Genomic DNA, 19,253 nt, shown 5'->3' with positions numbered 1-19,253 from the left:
GAAACAGATCGGCTTCGGCGGCGCAGAAGCCCGCGATCTTACCGAGCCCCTCCCGCTCCAAGCGCCCTACAGGTCGAGCACGAGGATCGGCGAACGCGATCGCGAACAGCAGGGCGTGAACTGATCGTTGGCTGCCTGTTCCTCGGGCGTCAGATACATGTCCTTGTGGTCGGGTTCGCCTTCGAGCACGCGCGTGAGGCACGTGCCGCACACGCCCTGCTCGCACGAAGTGGCGACCTCGATACCCGCCGCCGCAAGGGCCTGCACCACCGTCTTGTCCTTGGGCACCGCAACAATGCGGCCGGAGCTCGCGAGCTTGACCTCGAAGGCTGCGTCGGCGTCCGACTTGACCACCTCGGCCGAGAAGAATTCGTAGTGGAGCTGGTCGACCGGCCAGCCGGCGGCGCGTGCAGCGTCGAGCACCCAGTCCATGAAGCCCTTGGGCCCGCACACGTACAGATGAACGCCCGTCCTCGGAGCCTGGACAACGGCCGGAAGCGACAACTTCTGCGTTTCATCCCCGTCATCGAAGTGAAATTGCACCCGGGAAGCGAATGGCGCTCGCGCGATGCGCTCGACAAACGCGGTGCGTTCCTGCGAACGCGTGCAGTAGTGCATTTCAAAGGCCGCGTTGGCGACCGCCAGCCGCTCCGCCATGCACAGAATGGGCGTCACACCGATTCCGCCGGCAACCAGCACGCTGTGTGCGGCGCCGTGCGCCAGCGGGAAGTGGTTCTTCGGTGCGCTGATGCGAAGCGCGTCGCCCTCCTTGACGAGGTCGTGCATCGTTTGCGATCCGCCGCGGGAGTTCGGGTCGCGCAGCACGCCGATCAGATAACGATGGCTCTCGCTCGGGTCATTGCACAGCGAGTACTGGCGCGTGACACCGTTCGGCATGTGCACGTCGATGTGCGAACCGGCCGAGAACGCCGGCAGGGCGCCTCCACCTTCCCGCACCAGTTCGAATGTGCAGATGTCCAGCGCTTCGACGTGCTTGCGTGCAACGCGCACGTTGAGTTCGGAGGCGTTCATTCTGCGACCCCCTGCTTGCTGGAAGCTTCGTCTTCCTGTGCGATCAGGCGTTCGATGACACGGCGCGACTGCACGCCGCCGGAATCGATGTTGAGCTTGAGCAACTGCCGTTGCGGGTGCGCGAGCAGGTTGCGCTGCTGCGATTCGAGCATCTCGAGGTCTTCGCTGAAGATCTTGCCCTGGCCTTCGCGGATCGATGCGGTGAGCGCCTTGTCGTGCGGCTGAAAATTGCGTGCCATGCCCCAGAAGTACCAGATCGAGGTTTCCGTTTCGGGGGTGATGAAGTCGACCACGATGCTCGAGACCTTGTGCGCCGGGTCGGCGTGATAGCCGCCCTTGCCGGCGTGCGCGACACCGACTTCGATCAGCACGTGGCTCGGCGGCGTGAAACGGCAGATTTGCCAGCGGTCGACCGGGACGTCGTCGGCCAGGTGGTTGCCGCGCAGCGCCATGCGCCAGAAAGGGGGCGCCATGATGTTTTCCATGTGGCGGGCGGTGGTGACGGTGTCGCCTTCGGTGACGGTCTTGGTCGGCGTCTCGTCGATTTCCTTCTGGCCGATACTGGTCGCGTGCACGTAGGTCTCGTGCGTCAGGTCCATCAGGTTGTCGATCATGAGCCGGTAGTCGCACTGGATGTGGAAGAGGCCGCCGCCGTAGGCCCAATCCGGGCTTTCGGCCCACTCGAGGTGATGCAGCTTGGCCGGGTCGGCCAGGGCCGGGTCGCCGGGCCACACCCAGACAAAACCATAGCGCTCGATCACCGGGAAGGACCGGATCGCGGGGAATCCACGCACGCGCTGGCCGGGCATGGCGACCGTCTTGCCGTCGCAGCCCATCTCCAGGCCGTGATAGCCGCACACGAGCTTGCCTTCGACGACCGAGCCGAGCGAGAGCGGTGCACCCCGATGCGGGCAGAAATCCTCCAGCGCCGCAGCCTTGCCCTCAGCCGCACGGTACAGCACGAGCTTCTCGCCGCAGATCATCCGGCCCAGCGGCTTGTCGTCGATTTCGTTGGCGGTGCAGGCCACGTACCAGGCATTTTTCGGGAACATGTGTGTCTCCTTGAGATTTCCGGGAAAGAAAAAGAAACCGGCTCAGTGCGCACTGATCACGGCGCCTGTGGATTGCCGCGCGGCGCTTTGGCGCAGCGCCAGCACTGCCGCCATCGCCGCGATCAGCGGCAGCGCATAGGCGTAGTACAGCTTCGGTGCCTGCCAGCCGCCGTCGAGCAGCATGCCGGCAATCAGCGGAGCGAGGATGGCACCGATGCGGCCGATGCCGATGGCCCAGCCCATGCCGGTCGTGCGCACCGCCGCCGGATAGATGACCGGCGCGAACGCATAAAGGCCGGCCATCGAGCCGAAGATGAATGCGCCGATCAGGAAGGCAATCGCGAACGACGCACCGAGGTGACCGGTCGAGGCGCCGAAGGCAGCCATGGCGACGGCTGTCATCGTCAGGCTGGCAGCCGTCAGCCGGCCGAGGTCCAGCCGGGCGGCCAGCAGCCCGAACAGGCTGCCGCCAACGATGCCCCCGATGTTCAGCAGCACGCCGCCCGTGATCCCCTGGCGGGCCGAGAGCCCTGCTGAAACCAGCAGCTTCGGCGTCCAGCTGAGCGCGAAGTAGAAGCTGAACATGAGCAGGAAGAATGCGGCCCAGAGCAGCAGCGTCGAGCGGGCCAGTCCGCCGTTGAACAGGCCCGGGATCGTGTTGGAAGGGCGTTCGCCAACGGCCGGGAGCGGCGGGAGTTCGGCCAGTTCGGTGCGCTGCATTTTTCGCAGCAGGGCGTTGAGCTTTTGCAGCGCGCCAGCCGGGCGCCTCGAAGTGAGGAAGTCGACGGATTCCGGCAGCCGCCAGAGCACCAGCGGAATCATGGCGACCGTGGCGAGGCCGCCGAAGACGAAGACCGAGCGCCACCCGTAGGCCTCGAGCAGCACCGCGGCGATGCTGCCACCGATCGTCGCGCCGATGGGATAGCCCGTCGCCTGCAAGGCGACAGCCGTGCTGCGCCACTTGTTCGAGGCGAATTCAGCAGTGATGACGCCGACGCTGGCCAGCATTCCGCCGATGCCGAGCCCCGTGAGTGCGCGCAGGGCCGCCAGTTGGGTGCTGCTCTGCGCCAGCGCCGAAAGCCCCATGCCGAGCGCGATCACGACGAGGCACAGGAGGATGATGGCCTGGCGCCCGAATCGGTCGGCAAGGGGCGCGAGAAACAGCGAACCGGCGGCCATGCCAAACAGACCGGCACTGAACAGCACGCCGAGCTGGGCGCCGCTGAGCTTCCATTCGGCCGAGACGCTGGCGGCGGTGAATGCCATCACCAGCACGTCGAAGCCGTCGAGCATGATGAGCGTGACGCAGATGGCGATCGCGCTCCATTGGAATCTGCTCATGGGACCTTCGTCCAGGTCACGGCGCAAGGCGTGTTTCATCGTTGTCTCCTGAAGGGAAATACAAGCGCGGTCGCACGAAGTCTTTTTGAGTGCGATATGACATTCAGCACACTGAATATGACAATCAGTGTACTGAATGAAGGATCGGGGCTTGCTGAGGGGAAACCCTGATGGAAATCGATATGGGGTCCCGCTCTTCTTGGCTGGGGCGGCAGGTCCACGCCCGACGTGATGTCGGGGCCCCTGGAGGCGCGAGCGGAAGGGCGCTACGCGTCCGCCTCTTCCTTCGTTGCCTCGTTTTCGTCGATCCGATCCCAGTCGCGCCCCGAGCGCCGCTGTCGCTCCTCGCGCTCGCGCGCCATCTGTTCCTCGAACTGCTGGCGGCCCGCCTTGTTGGCCGCGATCAGCTTGGCGCGGTCCTTGTAGTGCGGATAGATCTCGTCGCTGAGCTTGATATTCCGGCGGCGAAAGCGCATGGCCGACTCGCGCGCTTCATGCGCCGGCCAGCCCAGTGCTTCGAGCGTGGTGCGGGCGCTGCGCAGCGATGACTCGAACACCTCGCGCTCCACGTCCATCACGCCACGGTCGCGCAGCTGGAACAGGTGCGTCACGTTGCGGGCCCGCGCGATGATGCGCGCCTGCGGGAAGTTCTCCCGCACGAGATCGACGATTTCGAGCGACTGCTCGATGTCGTCCACCGCCACCACGATGGCCTTGGCCGTGCCCGCGCCTGCGGTGCGCAGCAGGTCGAGCCGCGTGGCATCGCCGTAGAACACGCGAAAGCCGAACTGGCGCAAGCCTTCGACGGTGTCGGCGTCGTGGTCGAGTACGGTCACGCGCAGGCCTTGCGACATCAGCATGCGGCCGACGATCTGGCCGTATCGGCCGAAGCCGCAGATCAGCACCTTGGCGTCCTGCTGCTCCGAAATCTCTTCCAGCTGGGTGCCGCCGTTGCGGCTGTAGCGCGGCAGCACGAATTTGTCGAGCAGCACCAGCAGCAGCGGCGACAGCAGCATCGACAGCGCGACCGCGCCGATCAGCAGCGAGGTGATCTCGGGCGGCAGCACGTCGGGCCCCGCGGCCTGGAACACCACGAACGCGAACTCGCCGCCCTGCGCCAGCAGCAGCGTGAACACCGGGCGCTCCTGGTAGGCAATGCCCATGGCCTTGGCGAGCGCGTAGATCACCACCAGCTTGACGGCCATGAAACCGACCACCAGCATCGCCATGACCCAGGGGCTCGCGATCAGCACGCCGAAGTTGATCGACATGCCCACGGCGATGAAGAACAGGCCCAGCAGCAGGCCCTTGAAGGGCTCGATGTCGGTCTCGAGCTCGCGCCGGTATTCGCTCTCGGCCAGCAGCACGCCGGCGAGGAACGCGCCGAGCGCCATCGACAGGCCGACCGCCTGCATCAGCGCGGCGATGGCCACCACCAGCAGCAGCGCGGCGGCGGTGAAGATCTCGGGCGTGTCGCTGCGCGCGATCCAGCGCAGGATGGGACGCAGCAGCAGCCGGCCGCCAAGGATGATGCCGCCGATCACGCCGATGATCTTCGCGGCCTCCAGCGCGCGTTCGAGGCCAGTGATGGACTGCTCGGCCGCGGTGGCGCCCGCGAGCAGCGGCAGCAGCGCGAGGATCGGAATCGCGGCCACGTCCTGGAACAGCAGGATCGAGAAGCCGGCCTGGCCGCTGGGCGTCCTCAGCAGGTTGCGCTCGCCGAACACCTGCAGCGCAATGGCGGTGGACGACAAGGCGAGGCCCAGCGCTGCCACCAGCGCCACGCGCCATTCGGCGCCCACGGCCCAGCCCGCGGCGAACAGCACCGTGGCGCAGCTCAGCACCTGCGCGGTGCCCCAGCCGAAGATGGGGCGGCGCAGGTTCCACAGGCGCCTGGGTTCGAGTTCGAGGCCCACGAGGAACAGCATCAGCACCACGCCGAACTCGGCGAAGTGCAGCACGTCCTCGACGCTGGACACGAGGCCCAGTCCCCAGGGGCCGATGGCGATGCCGGCCACGAGGTAGCCGATGATCGAGCCGAGGCCCAGGGCCTTCGACAGCGGCACCACGAGCACGGCGGCGCCCAGGTAGATCAGGCTGCTGGTCAGCCAGGCGGGTGCGTGTTCCATTCAGGCCGCCTTGCCGTTGTCTGCGGCCGTGGCCGCGAGGCCGTGGGCCATGGCAGCCTGGAGGGCGCTGGAGACCACCTGGCCGATGTCGTCGGTGTCGGCTGGCCGGTCGCTCTCGGGCACGGGGCAGGCCACGCAGGCGTCGATCTCCTCGATCTCGGGCCAGTCGGGGTAGCTGCCGAGGCGCTGGGCAAAGGTTGCGACGTGCGACGCCACGTCCGCCTCGCTGGCGCTGCGCGCGCCGTAGAAGACCAGCGGCGGCAGGAAGCGCATGCCGCACAGCGCGGCGGTCTGCTCGTAGGGCGGCAGGAAGGCGTCGAAGAAATAGCGGTGGTAGTTCTGAGGGTGGTACGCGGCTTCGGGGCTGCCGGTGGTGGCGACCAGCCAGAGGTCTTTGCCCTGCAGCGCCGTGCCGCCGGGGCCGTAGGCCCAGCCGTAGCCGAGCACGTCGTCGACCCAGAGTTTTTGCAGCGCTGGCATCGAGTACCACTGGATCGGGTGCACCAGCACCACCAGGTCGGCCTTGGCGAGCCGGGCCTGCTCGGCTTCGACGTCGATGGCGAAGTCGGGGTAGCTGCCGTAGAGGTCGTTGACGTCGATGCCCGGCACGGCCCGCGCGGCGGCGAGCATACGGCGGTTGACGCGCGAGTCGCGCCAGTGCGGGTGGGCCGCGAGCACGTAGATGCCGCCGGAATTTCCCGTGGATGTTGTTGTCGTCATCCCGCGAACATAGCGCAGTCAAGGCCGGTTCGCCGGGCGAAAGGGCGCCGGCGGCTACCATTCCCGCTGTCCCTGTTCCGGAGGAGAGCTTCTATGCCGGTGGTTCTGGTCGCCAATCCCAAGGGTGGCGTAGGCAAGTCGACGATCGCGACCAACGTCGCGGGCTACTTCGCAAGCCACGGCCATGCCGTGATGCTGGGCGACGTGGATCGCCAGCAATCCTCGCGGCTCTGGCTGGGCCTGCGTCCGCCGATGGCCCGGCCCATCGCCACCTGGGAGGCCATCGGCGACAGCACGGTGGTGCGGCCGCCGCGCGGCGCCACGCACGCGGTGCTCGACACGCCGGCCGGCCTGCACGGCTGGCGCTTCAAGGAAGTGCTGGCGCTGGCCGACCGGGTGATCGTGCCGCTGCAGCCGAGCATCTTCGACATCTACGCGACGCGCGACTTCCTCGACCGGCTGCTGGAAGACCGCCGCGCCGAAAAGACGAAGATCGGCCTCGTCGGCATGCGCGTGAACGCCCGCACGCTGGCGGCCGACCGGCTCCACGAGTTCATCGCCGGGCTCGGCGTGCCGGTGATCGGCGAACTGCGCGACACGCAGAACTACGTGCAGCTCGCGGCGCGCGGACTCACGCTGTTCGACATCGCGCCCGGCCGCGTGCAGCGCGACCTGGAGCAGTGGCAGCCGATCCGCGAATGGCTCGACACCTAGTCCAGGCTCCCGGTTTTCCCTGAGCCCGGTTGTCGCGAGCCCGACAGCCGGGCGTACACCCCGCACGCCAGAATGCCCGCATGACCAAAAAGACATTCCAGACCCTTCAGGATCTCGCCGCCTGCGTTGGCCAGGAGGTCGCCGTGAGCGACTGGATCACCATCACGCAGGAGCAGGTCAACCAGTTCGCCGAGGCGACGGGCGACCACCAGTGGATCCATATCGATGTCGAGCGGGCCAAGGCCGGCCCTTTCGGCGGACCGATCGCCCATGGTTTCCTCACGCTGTCGCTGCTGCCGCGCTTTTTCGAGACGGCGATCGACGTGGTCGAGTCGCGCATGGGCGTGAACTACGGCATGAACCGGGTTCGCTTCATGTCGCCGGTGCCGGTGGGCAAGAGGCTGCGCGCCCGCATGAAGCTGCTGAGTTCGGAGCCGATCGCCGACGACGGCTTCCAGATGACCTGGGAAGTCACCATCGAGCTCGAAGGCGCCGCCAAGCCGGCGTGCGTGGCCGAGTCGGTGGTGCGCCGCTACCGCTGAGGCGTCGGGCTTTTTTCGTTTCAGCCGAAGCCGTTCTGCCGCCAGGCCTCGAACACCGTCACCGCCACTGCATTCGAGAGATTCAGGCTGCGCTGGCCCTCGCGCATCGGCAGCCGCAGGCGCTGCGGCTCGGCGAAGCCGTCGCGCACGACGGGCGGCAGGCCGCTGGTCTCCGAGCCGAACACCAGCCAGTCCCCGGGCTGGAAGCGCACGTCGTGCACGGGCCGCGTGCCGCGCGTGGTGAGGGCGAACATGCGGTCGGCGGCCGGTTGCTCCGTGGCGAGCAGCGCCTGCCAGTCGGCGTGGCGCTTCACTTCGGCGTACTCGTGGTAGTCGAGCCCTGCGCGGCGCAGCAGGCGGTCGTCCATCGAAAAGCCGAGCGGCTCGACCAGGTGCAGCGTGCAGCCGGTGTTGGCGGCGAGCCGGATCACGTTGCCGGTGTTCGGCGGGATTTCGGGGTGGACCAGGACGATATGGAACATGCGCCGATTGTCGGCGGGCCGCCTTGGAGATTCAGCGCGGCGGATCGGTCCGGGCCAGCACGACGGCCGTAATATGGGCCGCGCCCGCCAGCCGCAGCACTTCGGCGGCCGCGAACAGCGAGGCGCCGCTGGTCATCACGTCGTCCACCAGCACGAGGCGCTGGCCGCGCAGCTTCTCGGCGCGCAGCGGTTCCACGGCGAAGGCGCCGCGCAGGTTGTGCAGCCGGTCGGCGCGCGAAAGGCCGCTCTGTGCGGGCGTCTCGCGGGTGCGCAGAAGCAGGGTGGCGTCGGTCTTGGCGGGCGACAGCCGCCGCGCCAACTCGTGCGCCTGATTGAAGCCGCGTTCGCGCAACCGGCCCGGCGCCAGCGGCATCGGCAGCACGCTGTCGCAAGCCTCCAGCGCCGGCTCCACCCAGGGCGTGCTGCGAAGCAGCGTGGCGAACGGGCCGGCCCAGCCGGCCTCGCCCCGGAACTTGAATGCCGTAATGGCGTCCGGCCACGGCCATGCGTAGGTGCAGGCCGCGAGGCAGGCGTCCAGCGGCGGCGGGTGCGTCACGCAGGCGCCGCAGCGGCTCACGCCTTCGGGCACGGGCAGGGCGCAACTGCAGCAGCGCGCCGTCGGCGGTGCGAAGCGGGCCACGCAGGCATCGCACACCGGGCGAGACGGCCAGGCGCGGCAGACCGCGCACTGGCTGGGCAGCCGTGCGAGCAGCGAGGTGAAAGGCATGAAAGGCCACAAGGCCCGATGGCTGGACATGGCCTCAATATACTCACGGCCCCATGGCCACCGACCCCTCACGACGACCGCCGACCATCGATGCCACGGCGGCCGCCCGCTGGCGCCAACTCGCGCCTGCCGACGGCTCCCCCTGGCTGCATGAGGAAATCGGCCGCCGGATGGAAGACCGGCTGCAATGGATCAAGGCCCAGCCCCGCACATGGGCCGACTGGGCACCGTTGCGCAGCGGCCTCGAGGCGCATGAACTCGTCGCCCGCCGCTACAAGGACGCGGCTTCCTTCGTGATCGAGCCGGAGCCCGCGCTCGCGGCCGCCACCGGCCAGGCGCTGGCCGCCCCATGGTGGAGCGCGCGCCGCTGGCAGGCCGGCAAGGCGCGCTTCGACGCGCCGCCCGAAGACGGCGTCGACCTGCTATGGGCCAACATGTCGCTGCACATGGCGGCCGACCCGGAAGCGCTGATTGCGCACTGGCACAAGCTGGTGGCGACCGACGGCTTCCTGATGTTCTCTTGCCTCGGGCCCGACACCGTGCGCGAGCTGCGCGCGCTGCATGCCCGGCTCGGCTGGCCGGCCGCGGGCCACGAGTTCACCGACATGCACGACTGGGGCGACATGCTGGTGCACGCCGGCTTCGCCGAACCGGTGATGGACATGGAGCGCATCGTGCTGACCTGGGCCACGCCCGAGGCGGCGCTGGCCGAACTGCGCACGCTGGGCCGCAACCTGCACCCGGCGCGCTTCCCGGCGCTGCGCGGCAAGGCCTGGCACCGGTCGCTGAAGAAGGCGTTGCCCGAACTCGCCCCGGCCGAAGAGGGCGGCGGGCGCATCGCGCTGACCTTCGAGGTCATCTACGGCCACGCGTTCAAGCCGGTGCCGCGCGTGTCGCTGTCGGCCGAAAGCGCGGTGTCGCTGCGCGAGATGCGCTCGATGCTCCAGCGCGGCCGCCCGGGTGCCTGATGCGGGCCTTTTTGCCTAGTTAGTAGTGACCCGTAGGCGTCCTCTACGCAACGCGGGCGCAGATATCTACCCGCTACAATCCGCCGTTGCGTGGAACCCGCGGGTATTGTCCCGCGATCGACGGGTGTCGGATCCTGTTTGTACGAAGGTGTACGAGGGATTGGGCGACCATCGACGCACCGATTTGCTGAACTCGCCCGTGTCGAATTCCGTGTTTCGATTTGCCACCGTTTCAGGCCAGAGCATCCACTGGTTCCTGAGGCGGAACTGCTCGGTGACGCCGAGCCAGCTGGGCTGGCTCTACGCCTCGCTGTGCGTGGTATCGCTCGGCACCGGCACCCTGTTCTGGCTGCACGGTGCGCCGCTGGTTCTGCCTTTTGCCTGGCTCGAGCTGGCCGCTGTCGGGTTTGCGTTCATGGTCTACGCACGGCATGCGACCGACGGCGAGAAGATCGCGCTGCAGGAGGGGCGGCTCGTCGTGGAGCTCGAGAACGGCGGGCACTACGAACGCACGGAATTTCTTCCGCATCAGGTGCGGATCGAACCGCAGACCGGCGATCGCTCGCTGATCGAGGTCTCGGGGCAGGGTCGATCGGTCAGGGTGGGGCGCTATGTACGCCCGGAGTTGCGTGCGGCTTTGGCCCGCGAGATTCGCATGGCGTTGCGTGGCGCCTGAGGGGGCTCGCGCAGTGCTGCACGGTTGGGTTGTCGATAAATTGAAGAAACGTGAACACGATGAAGAGCATTTGGCGCAATAAGTACAGGCCGGCGAATCTGTTGCTGGCGGCCGGCGCGGCTTTCAGCAGCGCGGCGCACGCAGTCAACGATCTGCCCGGCGGCCCTTCGGTTCGCCAGTTGAATCTTCCGGTCGGCGTGACCAAGATCGCGCAGGAGCAGCATCTGCTCCACACGATCATGATGATCCTGTGCACGGTCATCTTCGTCGCCGTGTTCGCGGTCATGTTCTATTCGATCTGGAAGCACCGCAAGTCGGTCGGCCACAAGGCGGCCAACTTCCATGAATCGGTGGTGGTCGAGGTCATCTGGACCATCGTGCCCTTCCTCATCGTGATCGTCATGGCGCTGCCCGCCACCAAGGTGCTGGTGGCCCAGAAGGACACCACCAACGCCGACCTCACGATCAAGACCACCGGCTATCAATGGAAGTGGGGCTACGACTACCTGAACGGCGAAGGCGAGGGCCTGGCCTTCATCTCCACGCTCGACAGCTCGCAGCGCGCGATGTCCGACGCCGGCGCCAAGGGCGCGATGCCCGACGACTACCTGCTGAAGGTCGACAACCCGCTGGTGGTGCCGGTCAACAAGAAGGTCCGCATCATCACCACCGCGAACGACGTGATCCACGCCTTCGCCGTGCCGCAGCTGGGCTTGAAGCAGGACGCGATTCCCGGCTTCGTGCGCGACACCTGGTTCCGTGCCGAGACCGTGGGCGACTACTACGGCCAATGCCAGGAACTGTGCGGCAAGGAACACGCCTACATGCCGATCCACGTGAAGGTGGTCTCGTCGGCCGACTACACGACCTGGGTGGCCGCCAAGCGCAAGGAAGCCGCCGCCAAGCTCGACGACCCGACCAAGGTCTGGACGCTGCCCGACATGCTCGTTCGTGGCGAGAAGGTCTATGCCGCCAACTGCGCCGCCTGCCACCAGGCTAACGGCAAGGGCGCGGGCCCGATCAAGGCGCTCGACGGCGACCCGAAGGTGCTCGATGCCGACCACTCGGTGCAACTGCATGTGCTGCTCAACGGCCAGAACAACGGCGCGATGCCGTCCTGGAAGCAGCTGAGCGATACCGACCTCGCGGCCGTGGCCACGTACACCAAGAACAGCTGGTCGAACAAGACCGGCCAGCTGGTGCAGCCGGCCGAAGTGCTGGCCCTGCGCGGCAAGTGATGCGACAGCGTCCCGCGACGAAGAAATTGCAAGGAACAACGAAATGAGTGCAGTCCTCGACCCCCACGGTCACGCCGCCCACGGCGACCACGCACACGACGAGCATCACGATCACCACGCGCCCACCGGCTGGCGCCGCTGGGTCTTCGCGACCAACCACAAGGACATCGGCACGCTCTACCTGCTGTTCAGCTTCACCATGCTGATGGTGGGGGGCGTGCTCGCGCTGCTGATCCGCGCCGAGCTGTTCCAGCCCGGCCTGCAATTGGTGAACCCCGAGCTGTTCAACCAGTTCACCACCATGCACGGCCTGATCATGGTGTTCGGCGCCATCATGCCGGCCTTCGTGGGCTTCGCGAACTGGATGATCCCGCTGCAGGTGGGCGCCTCCGACATGGCGTTCGCGCGCATGAACAACTTCAGCTTCTGGCTGCTGATTCCCGCGGCGCTGATGCTGGTCGGTTCGTTCTTCATGCCCGGCGGCGCACCCGCTGCCGGCTGGACGCTCTACGCGCCGCTCACGCTGCAGATGGGCCCCTCGATGGACGCCGGCATCTTCGCGATGCACATCATGGGTGCCTCGTCGATCATGGGCTCGATCAACATCATCGTGACCATCCTCAACATGCGCGCCCCCGGCATGACGCTGATGAAGATGCCGATGTTCTGCTGGACCTGGCTCATCACCGCCTACCTGCTGATCGCGGTGATGCCCGTGCTCGCAGGCGCCATCACGATGACGCTGACCGACCGCCACTTCGGCACCAGCTTCTTCAACCCCGCCGGCGGCGGCGACCCGGTGATGTACCAGCACATCTTCTGGTTCTTCGGCCACCCCGAGGTCTACATCATGATCTTGCCGGCCTTCGGCATCATCAGCCAGGTGGTGCCGGCCTTCGCCCGCAAGCGCCTGTTCGGCTACGCCTCGATGGTGTACGCCACCTCGTCGATCGCCATCCTGTCGTTCATCGTGTGGGCGCACCACATGTTCACGACCGGCATGCCGCTCACCGGCCAGCTGTTCTTCATGTACGCGACCATGCTCATCGCGGTGCCCACGGCGGTGAAGATCTTCAACTGGATCGCGACGATGTGGCAGGGCTCGATGACCTTCGAGACGCCCATGCTGTTCGCCGTCGGCTTCATCTTCGTGTTCACGATGGGTGGCTTCACCGGCCTGATCCTCGCGGTCGCACCGATCGACACGCAGCTGCAGGACACCTACTACGTGGTGGCCCACTTCCACTACGTGCTGGTGGCCGGCTCGCTGTTCGCCATGTTCTCGGGCTTCTACTACTGGGTGCCCAAGTGGACCGGCGTGATGTACAACGAAACGCGCGGCAAGGTGCACTTCTGGTGGTCGCTGATCTCGTTCAATGTGACCTTCTTCCCGATGCACTTCCTGGGCCTTGCCGGCATGCCGCGACGCTACGCCGACTACCCGATGCAGTTCGCAGACTTCAACGCCCTGGCGTCGGTCGGTGCCTTCTTCTTCGGTTTCGCTCAGCTGTATTTCTTCCTTTTCATCGTGCTGCCCACCATGCGCGGCAAGGGTGAGAAGGCTTCGCAGAAGCCATGGGAAGCCGCTGAAGGCCTCGAGTGGGAAGTGCCGTCGCCGGCGCCGTTCCACACCTTCGAGACCCCGCCCAAGCTCGACGCGACCGCCACCAAGGTGATCGGCTGACAGGCCGCACGACGATGACGACGCCTGAACAAAGAAAGAACAACCGACGCATGGGGCTCACGCTGGCCTCCATCGCGGTGATCTTCTTCATCGGCTTCATCGTCCGCATGGTCTTCTTCAGCGGCCGCTGACCGCCAACCGAACGGGAGCAGCACGCACCATGAGCCTCGGCCAACGCATTCGCCGCGCCAACGTGCGCATGGTCGGCAAGCTGGCCGTCGTGGCTTGCGGCATGTTCGCCTTCGGCTATGCGCTGGTGCCGATGTACCGCGCGATCTGCGAAATGACCGGCATCAACATCCTCGCGCTCTCCGAGCTCGAGGTGCCGGGCGGTGCCAGCGGCGGCAAGAACGTGCGCGTGCCCGACAACACGCAGGTCGACATGACCCGCACCATCACGGTCGAGTTCGACTCCAACGTGCGCGGCGGCCTCTGGGACTTCAAGCCCGCGGAGCGGACTATCCAGGTGCACCCCGGCCAGCTCAACACGGTGATGTACGAATTCCAGAACGTGCAGAACCGCCGCATGGCCGCACAGGCCATCCCGAGCTACGCGCCGCAGCAGGCTGCACCCTATTTCAACAAGCTCGAGTGCTTCTGCTTCAACCAGTACACGCTCGATCCGGGCGAGAAGAAGCAGTGGCCGGTCGCGTTCGTGATCGATCCCAAGATTTCCAAGGACGTGAAGACCATCACGCTGTCGTATACCTTCTTCGAGGTGGGCGGCAAGACGCCTGCGGCACCGGTGGCCGCCGTTTCCAGGACTTCCGATGAGCCGCGCTCGTGACCGATCCCTCGTCAAACCGGCCGAAGGCTTCGCTGTGGGACACGGTGAAGGCGGTGGGCTGGTCGTTCTTCGGCGTTCGCAAGAACAGCGCCTACCAGGAAGACCTGGGCAAGCTGAATCCGCTGCACATCATCGCGGTGGCGTTCGTTGCCGTGATCGTCTTCGTGGTCGGGCTGGTGCTGCTGGTGCGCCACGTGGTCGCAGCAGCCTGACGGTGAAACCCGCGACAAGCAGAATCCATTGAATCGAGAGAAGAAAGAAAGCCAGGAGCTGATATGAGTTCAACCACCCACGGCACCACGCCCTACTACTTCGTGCCCGGACCATCGGCGTATCCGGTTTCGGCCGCGATCGGCCTGTTCTTCGTGATCCTGGGCGCCGCGCAATGGATCAACGGCCACGAGTGGGGCGCATGGTCCCTGCTGGCCGGCATGGTGGTCTGGCTCGGCACGCTGTTCGTGTGGTTCCGCGCCGCCATCGGCGAAAGCGAGAGCGGCCAGTACGGCCACAAGGTCGACCTCTCGTTCCGCTGGAGCATGAGCTGGTTCATCTTCTCGGAAGTGATGTTCTTCGGCGCGTTCTTCACGGCGCTTTGGTGGGCCCGCACCCACGCGCTGCCGTCGCTCGGCGGCCTGGACAACGCGATCCTCTGGCCCGACTTCAAGGCCGTGTGGCCCAGTGCCGCCGCCGGCGCCACCGGCTCGCCGGCCGGCATCGTCGAGCCCTTCCAGACCGTTGGCCCGTTCTGGCTGCCGACGATCAACACCGCGCTGCTGCTGAGTTCGGGCGTGACGCTCACCATTGCCCACCACGCATTGCGTGCCGGCCACCGCGCACAGACGATCCGCTTCATGTGGCTGACCGTGCTGCTCGGCCTGATCTTCCTGAGTGTGCAGGGCTACGAGTACCACCACCTGTACACCGAGCTGAACCTCAAGCTCAGCTCGGGCACCTACGGTTCGACCTTCTTCATGCTGACCGGCTTCCACGGCCTGCACGTGTTCATCGGCATGCTGATGCTGCTGTTCATCACGCTGCGCCTGCGCAAGGGCCACTTCACGCCGGAACGTCACTTCGGCTTCGAGGGCGCGGCCTGGTACTGGCACTTCGTGGACGTGGTCTGGCTCGGCCTCTACATGCTGGTCTATTGGCTTTGAGCGAAGAACCTCGTCCCGGCATTCCAGAAAAAAGGCGCCGCAAGGCGCCTTTTTCATGGTTCTCGTGGAACGAGCACCATCTACTTGCCGACTGGGAGCCCGGTGGGCTGGATGTAGCCGAGTTTCCAGGCCAGCAGCAGGCAGAGGAACAAAAACACCGAGAGGCCGATCCGAACGGTGAGCGCGCGCGCCATGCCGCCGCTCTTGGCGCGCCCATTGCGCCCGTCCTTCAGCATGAAGAACAGGGCAAACGCGAGGCTCGCGAAGATGCCCAGGAACACCAGGGCGACGAAATATTTCATGACCCACATTATCGGCCGCACGCCCCGTTCCCTCCAGTGACTCCAGAACCCCTGTATTCCGAAGACCGGCGCCGGCCGGGCCGTTTCTGGCTCATCACCATCGCTGCCGTGCTGACGGTGGCAGCCACCGTTTCACTGGGCCGCTGGCAGTTGTCGCGCGCCGCGCAGAAAGAAGCGCTGCAGGCCGACATCGAGGCCCAGAAGCTGAAGCCGGCGCTGACTCAGGCCGAGTTCCTGGCGATGGAGAAGCCCTCCGACGCGATGCATCGCCCGGTGCGCCTGCGCGGCCTGTGGCTGACGCCGCAGACCGTATTTCTCGACAACCGCCAGATGCACGGCACGCCAGGCTTCTACGTGCTGACGCCCTTCGCCCTGGAAGGCACCGAACAGACGGTGATGGTGCAACGCGGCTGGATCCAGCGAAATTTCGTCGACCGCACGCGGCTGGGCGCGGTCGAGACGCCCGCCGGCATCGTCGAGGTCACGGGCCTGGTCGAGCCGCCGCCGAGCCATCTGCTGGAATTGGGCACCCCCGCCTCCGCACCGGCCGCGGCTGCTTCGGCGCCTGCCCCGGCGGCCTCCGCACCGGCCGCTCCGGCATCGGCCGCCGAGGGGTATTCGCCCATCCGGCAAAATCTCGACCTGGAAGCCTTCCGCGCCGAAACCAAGCTGCCGCTGCGCACCGACGTGTCGCTGCAGCAGAGCGGACCGGCTTCCGAGGGCCTGCAGCGCGACTGGCCGGCCCCGGCGCTGGGCCTGGAGAGGCACTACGGTTACGCATTCCAGTGGTTCGGCCTGTCGGCCCTCGTCGTCATCCTCTATGTCTGGTTCCAATTCATCACACCCCTCCGCCGCTCGAGGCGCCGCGCGCGCGATGGCCGCTTCTGACGAGCCGCTGGGCCTGACGGTGCATTCGATGCCGTCGCCCAACCAGGCGCTCGACGGCGCGGAAGGCCGGCGCACGGTCATGGGGCGCTGGAAGATGATCGCCGTGATGCTGATGTGCGCGGCGCCCGTCATTGCCTCGTACTTCACCTACTACGTGATCCGGCCCGAAGGCCGCAGCGTCTACGGCGAACTGGTCGAGCCGCAGCGCGAGCTGCCGAAGCTGACGGCCACCGACCGCAATGGTGCGCCGGTGGACATCGCCACGCTCAAGGGTCAGTGGCTGCTGGTGGCCGTGGCCGATGCAGCCTGCGACGCGCTTTGCGAGCAGCAGCTCTACCTGCAGCGCCAGCTGCGCGAGAGCCTGGGCCGCGAGAAAGACCGCATGGACCGTGTCTGGCTCGTGAGCGACGCCGCGCCCGTGCCCGAGCGCCTGAACAACGGCCTGCATGGCGCGACGGTGCTGCGCGTGCCGGCCGACCAGCTGGCCAAGTGGCTTGCTCCCATGCCGGGCCACTCGCTGGCCGAACACCTCTACGTGGTCGATCCGATGGGCAACTGGATGATGCGTTTCCCCGCCCGCATGGACGCGGCCGGTGCCAGCCGCGCCAAGCGCGACCTCGACCGCCTGCTGCGCGCCTCGGCGTCGTGGGACGAACCGGGCCGCTGACCGCCTCCGACTTGCCCATGGACACGACCACCTCGCTCTACGATCTGACGCCCATCGCCTGGCTCATGGCCGCGGGCGTCCTGATCGCGCTTGGCCCGCTGGTGTGGGTCTGGCGGCGCAACGCGGGTGCAGGCCCGGCGCGGCGGCTGCATGCGCTGACCGTGCTCACGCTGTTCCTCACCTTCGATCTCACGCTGTTCGGCGCCTTCACGCGGCTCACCGACTCCGGCCTGGGCTGCCCCGATTGGCCCGGCTGCTACGGCAACGCCAGCCCGGCCGGCGCGCGCCATGAGATCGCGATGGCGCAGGCCGCGCAGCCGACCGGCCCCGTCACGCACAGCAAGGCATGGGTGGAGATGGTCCACCGCTATCTGGCAACGGGTGTCGGCGTGCTGATCCTCACGCTCGCGGGTGCCACCTGGATCGCGCGCCGTCGCCAGCGCCGCGCGCCGCCGCCGTCGAAAGACGGCGAGCACCACGCCACGCTCAGCGCGTGGTGGCCGGCATTTACCCTGGTCTGGGTCTGCCTGCAGGGCGCCTTCGGTGCACTCACGGTGACTTGGAAGCTCTTCCCCGCCATCGTCACGCTGCATCTGCTCGGTGCCGTGGTGTTGCTGGCGCTGCTCTGCATCCAGGCCGTGCACTACCGGCAGACGGCTGCGCAGCGGCTGCCCACCGCCGTAGCGCCTGCACTGCGCAACGGGCTCATTGCGACCACCGTGCTGCTGGGGCTTCAGATCGCGCTCGGCGGCTGGGTCAGCACCAACTATGCGGTGCTGGCCTGCACGCAGTTCCCCATCTGCCAGGACAGCTGGTGGCCGGCCATGAACTTCGCGCAAGGCTTCGAGATCTGGCGCCACCTCGGTGTGACCGGCGAGGGCCAACCGCTCGATTTTTCCGCGCTCACCGCCATCCACTATGCGCATCGGTTGATGGCCTATGCGGTGTTCGTCGCGCTCGGCGTGCTCGCATGGCACCTGCGCCGCATCGCGGCGTTGCGTCCACAGGCGCGCTGGCTCGCGGGGCTGGCGCTGCTTCAGCTCGCCACGGGTCTTGGCAACGTGCTGCTGGGCTGGCCGCTGGCCGCGGCGGTGCTGCACACCGGCGGCGCCGCTGCGCTCGCCGTGGTGCTTACCTGGGCGCTGTGCGAGAGCCGGCGCGATCCCGCGGCGCTGATCGTGCGTGCCGGTGACAATGCGTCCGCCAACAACAATAGCCAGAGGAAGGCCGCCGCGTGAGCACCCCGATCCCCGTTCAGCAAACCAGCACCGCGAACGTGCTGCGCCAGTTCTACGCGCTGACCAAGCCGCGCGTGGTGCAGCTGATCGTGTTCTGCGCGCTGATCGGCATGGTGCTGGCCGTCCCCGGTCTGCCTTCGTGGGCCGACGTACAGCGCGCGGTGCTGGCCTGCATTGGCATCTGGCTGGTGGCCGGTGCCGCTGCCGCGTTCAATTGCCTCGTCGAGAAGGGCATCGACGCCAAGATGAAGCGCACCGCGTGGCGTCCCACGGCGCGCGGCGAACTCAGCGACAGGCAGGCGCTGGTTTTCTCGGCGCTGCTGTGCGCGGCGGGTTCGGCGCTGCTGTGGTTCACGGTCAATCCGCTCACCATGTGGCTCACCTTCGCCACCTTCGTCGGCTACGCGGTGATCTACACCGTGATCCTCAAGCCGCTGACGCCACAGAACATCGTGATCGGCGGCGCGTCGGGCGCCATGCCGCCGGTGCTGGGCTGGGCCGCGATGACGGGATCCCTCGACCCCGGGGCCTGGATTCTTTTCCTCATCATCTTCCTGTGGACGCCGCCACACTTCTGGGCGCTGGCGCTCTACCGCGTGGAGGACTACCGCAAGGCCGGCCTGCCGATGCTGCCGGTCACGCATGGCAACGAGTTCACGCGGCTGCAGGTGCTGTTGTACACCTTCATTCTGTTCGCGGCCTGCATGATGCCCTTCATCTACGGCATGAGCGGCTGGCTCTACCTGGCGGTGGCCGTCGCGGTGAGTGCCGGCTTCACCGGTTATGCGTTCGCGTTGTGGCGCAACTATTCCGACGCGCTGGCGCGCAAGACCTTCCGCTTCTCGCTGATCCACCTGAGCGTGCTGTTCCTGGCGCTGCTCGTCGATCACTACCTTCACTGACCAAGTC

22 protein-coding genes are annotated in these 19,253 nt (G+C 66.9%); 14 read left to right on the top strand and 8 right to left on the bottom strand.

Features of this window, described 5'->3' with window-relative positions; translation table 11 throughout:
• Window positions 1-66: 66 nt before the first annotated feature.
• From ACEN9N_RS19945 to kefF, 5 genes are all read right to left on the bottom strand, one after another.
• Window positions 67-1,032, bottom strand: coding sequence for a PDR/VanB family oxidoreductase (locus ACEN9N_RS19945; protein ID WP_495654366.1), 966 nt, complete (start codon window positions 1,030-1,032; stop codon window positions 67-69).
• Window positions 1,029-2,084 (bottom strand): aromatic ring-hydroxylating dioxygenase subunit alpha, encoded by a 1,056-nt coding sequence (locus ACEN9N_RS19940; RefSeq protein WP_495654365.1) that lies wholly within the window; start codon window positions 2,082-2,084, stop codon window positions 1,029-1,031. Before ACEN9N_RS19940 ends, ACEN9N_RS19945 begins: the two co-directional genes overlap by 4 nt.
• Before the next feature lie 42 nt (window positions 2,085-2,126).
• Entirely contained in the window at window positions 2,127-3,464 is a 1,338-nt protein-coding gene (locus ACEN9N_RS19935; RefSeq protein WP_413333604.1) for an MFS transporter, read from the bottom strand.
• A gap of 227 nt (window positions 3,465-3,691) precedes the next feature.
• Complete coding sequence (gene kefC / locus ACEN9N_RS19930; protein WP_495654364.1) at window positions 3,692-5,554, bottom strand: glutathione-regulated potassium-efflux system protein KefC; 1,863 nt, start codon at window positions 5,552-5,554, stop codon at window positions 3,692-3,694.
• Entirely contained in the window at window positions 5,555-6,274 is a 720-nt protein-coding gene (gene kefF / locus ACEN9N_RS19925) for a glutathione-regulated potassium-efflux system oxidoreductase KefF (RefSeq protein WP_495654363.1), read from the bottom strand.
• Window positions 6,275-6,367: 93 nt separating this feature from the next.
• Here kefF and ACEN9N_RS19920 point away from each other — a divergent pair, with 93 nt between their 5' ends.
• Both ACEN9N_RS19920 and ACEN9N_RS19915 read left to right on the top strand, forming a co-directional pair.
• Window positions 6,368-6,988 (top strand): ParA family protein, encoded by a 621-nt coding sequence (locus tag ACEN9N_RS19920; RefSeq protein ID WP_495654362.1) that lies wholly within the window; start codon window positions 6,368-6,370, stop codon window positions 6,986-6,988.
• Between the two features lie 80 nt (window positions 6,989-7,068).
• A complete protein-coding gene (locus tag ACEN9N_RS19915; protein ID WP_007836376.1) occupies window positions 7,069-7,530 on the top strand; it encodes a MaoC family dehydratase in 462 nt (153 codons plus the stop codon).
• A gap of 20 nt (window positions 7,531-7,550) precedes the next feature.
• Here the strand turns inward: ACEN9N_RS19915 and trmL are convergent, their stop codons facing one another.
• Window positions 7,551-8,012 (bottom strand): tRNA (uridine(34)/cytosine(34)/5-carboxymethylaminomethyluridine(34)-2'-O)-methyltransferase TrmL, encoded by a 462-nt coding sequence (gene trmL / locus ACEN9N_RS19910; RefSeq protein ID WP_007836375.1) that lies wholly within the window; start codon window positions 8,010-8,012, stop codon window positions 7,551-7,553.
• A gap of 31 nt (window positions 8,013-8,043) precedes the next feature.
• Entirely contained in the window at window positions 8,044-8,739 is a 696-nt protein-coding gene (locus ACEN9N_RS19905) for a phosphoribosyltransferase family protein (RefSeq protein ID WP_495654361.1), read from the bottom strand.
• Between the two features lie 53 nt (window positions 8,740-8,792).
• Between ACEN9N_RS19905 and ACEN9N_RS19900 the strand changes: the two genes are divergently transcribed.
• From ACEN9N_RS19900 to ACEN9N_RS19865, 8 genes are all read left to right on the top strand, one after another.
• Window positions 8,793-9,707: a class I SAM-dependent methyltransferase gene (locus tag ACEN9N_RS19900; protein WP_478179987.1), complete on the top strand. Its 915-nt coding sequence runs from the start codon at window positions 8,793-8,795 to the stop codon at window positions 9,705-9,707.
• A gap of 199 nt (window positions 9,708-9,906) precedes the next feature.
• Window positions 9,907-10,383: a DUF2244 domain-containing protein gene (locus tag ACEN9N_RS19895; RefSeq protein ID WP_042673895.1), complete on the top strand. Its 477-nt coding sequence runs from the start codon at window positions 9,907-9,909 to the stop codon at window positions 10,381-10,383.
• A 59-nt stretch (window positions 10,384-10,442) separates the two neighbouring features.
• Window positions 10,443-11,621 (top strand): cytochrome c oxidase subunit II, encoded by a 1,179-nt coding sequence (coxB, locus tag ACEN9N_RS19890; protein WP_007836364.1) that lies wholly within the window; start codon window positions 10,443-10,445, stop codon window positions 11,619-11,621.
• Between the two features lie 43 nt (window positions 11,622-11,664).
• Entirely contained in the window at window positions 11,665-13,305 is a 1,641-nt protein-coding gene (gene ctaD, locus ACEN9N_RS19885; protein ID WP_007836362.1) for a cytochrome c oxidase subunit I, read from the top strand.
• Between the two features lie 14 nt (window positions 13,306-13,319).
• On the top strand, window positions 13,320-13,436 hold the full coding sequence (locus ACEN9N_RS19880; protein WP_007836360.1) for a cytochrome oxidase small assembly protein: 117 nt from the start codon (window positions 13,320-13,322) through the stop codon (window positions 13,434-13,436).
• Window positions 13,437-13,465: 29 nt separating this feature from the next.
• Window positions 13,466-14,092, top strand: coding sequence for a cytochrome c oxidase assembly protein (locus ACEN9N_RS19875; protein ID WP_007836358.1), 627 nt, complete (start codon window positions 13,466-13,468; stop codon window positions 14,090-14,092).
• The gene (locus ACEN9N_RS19870; RefSeq protein ID WP_007836356.1) at window positions 14,089-14,304 is read left to right on the top strand and encodes a DUF2970 domain-containing protein; all 216 of its coding nucleotides are present in this window, start codon (window positions 14,089-14,091) and stop codon (window positions 14,302-14,304) included. Before ACEN9N_RS19875 ends, ACEN9N_RS19870 begins: the two co-directional genes overlap by 4 nt.
• A gap of 63 nt (window positions 14,305-14,367) precedes the next feature.
• Window positions 14,368-15,249, top strand: a complete 882-nt coding sequence (locus ACEN9N_RS19865; protein ID WP_007836354.1) for a cytochrome c oxidase subunit 3 — start codon at window positions 14,368-14,370, stop codon at window positions 15,247-15,249.
• A gap of 80 nt (window positions 15,250-15,329) precedes the next feature.
• Here ACEN9N_RS19865 and ACEN9N_RS19860 read toward each other — a convergent pair whose 3' ends face one another.
• Window positions 15,330-15,560, bottom strand: coding sequence for a twin transmembrane helix small protein (locus ACEN9N_RS19860; RefSeq protein ID WP_007836352.1), 231 nt, complete (start codon window positions 15,558-15,560; stop codon window positions 15,330-15,332).
• Window positions 15,561-15,587: 27 nt separating this feature from the next.
• Here ACEN9N_RS19860 and ACEN9N_RS19855 point away from each other — a divergent pair, with 27 nt between their 5' ends.
• From ACEN9N_RS19855 to cyoE, 4 genes are read left to right on the top strand one after another with little or no spacing between them, the layout of a single operon-like run.
• A complete protein-coding gene (locus ACEN9N_RS19855; RefSeq protein WP_413314385.1) occupies window positions 15,588-16,439 on the top strand; it encodes an SURF1 family protein in 852 nt (283 codons plus the stop codon).
• Window positions 16,426-17,106: a redox-active disulfide-containing membrane protein gene (locus ACEN9N_RS19850; protein WP_007836347.1), complete on the top strand. Its 681-nt coding sequence runs from the start codon at window positions 16,426-16,428 to the stop codon at window positions 17,104-17,106. The genes ACEN9N_RS19855 and ACEN9N_RS19850 overlap by 14 nt, the downstream gene beginning before the upstream one ends.
• Before the next feature lie 17 nt (window positions 17,107-17,123).
• Window positions 17,124-18,344 (top strand): COX15/CtaA family protein, encoded by a 1,221-nt coding sequence (locus ACEN9N_RS19845; protein WP_007836346.1) that lies wholly within the window; start codon window positions 17,124-17,126, stop codon window positions 18,342-18,344.
• Complete coding sequence (cyoE, locus tag ACEN9N_RS19840) at window positions 18,341-19,246, top strand: heme o synthase (RefSeq protein ID WP_413314387.1); 906 nt, start codon at window positions 18,341-18,343, stop codon at window positions 19,244-19,246. Before ACEN9N_RS19845 ends, cyoE begins: the two co-directional genes overlap by 4 nt.
• The last annotated feature ends 7 nt before the right edge of the window (window positions 19,247-19,253 follow it).

Source organism: Variovorax sp. Varisp46, assembly GCF_059491885.1.
The sequence above is the reverse complement of the archived record's forward strand: the minus strand, read 5'-3'. Positions and strand labels throughout refer to the sequence as shown.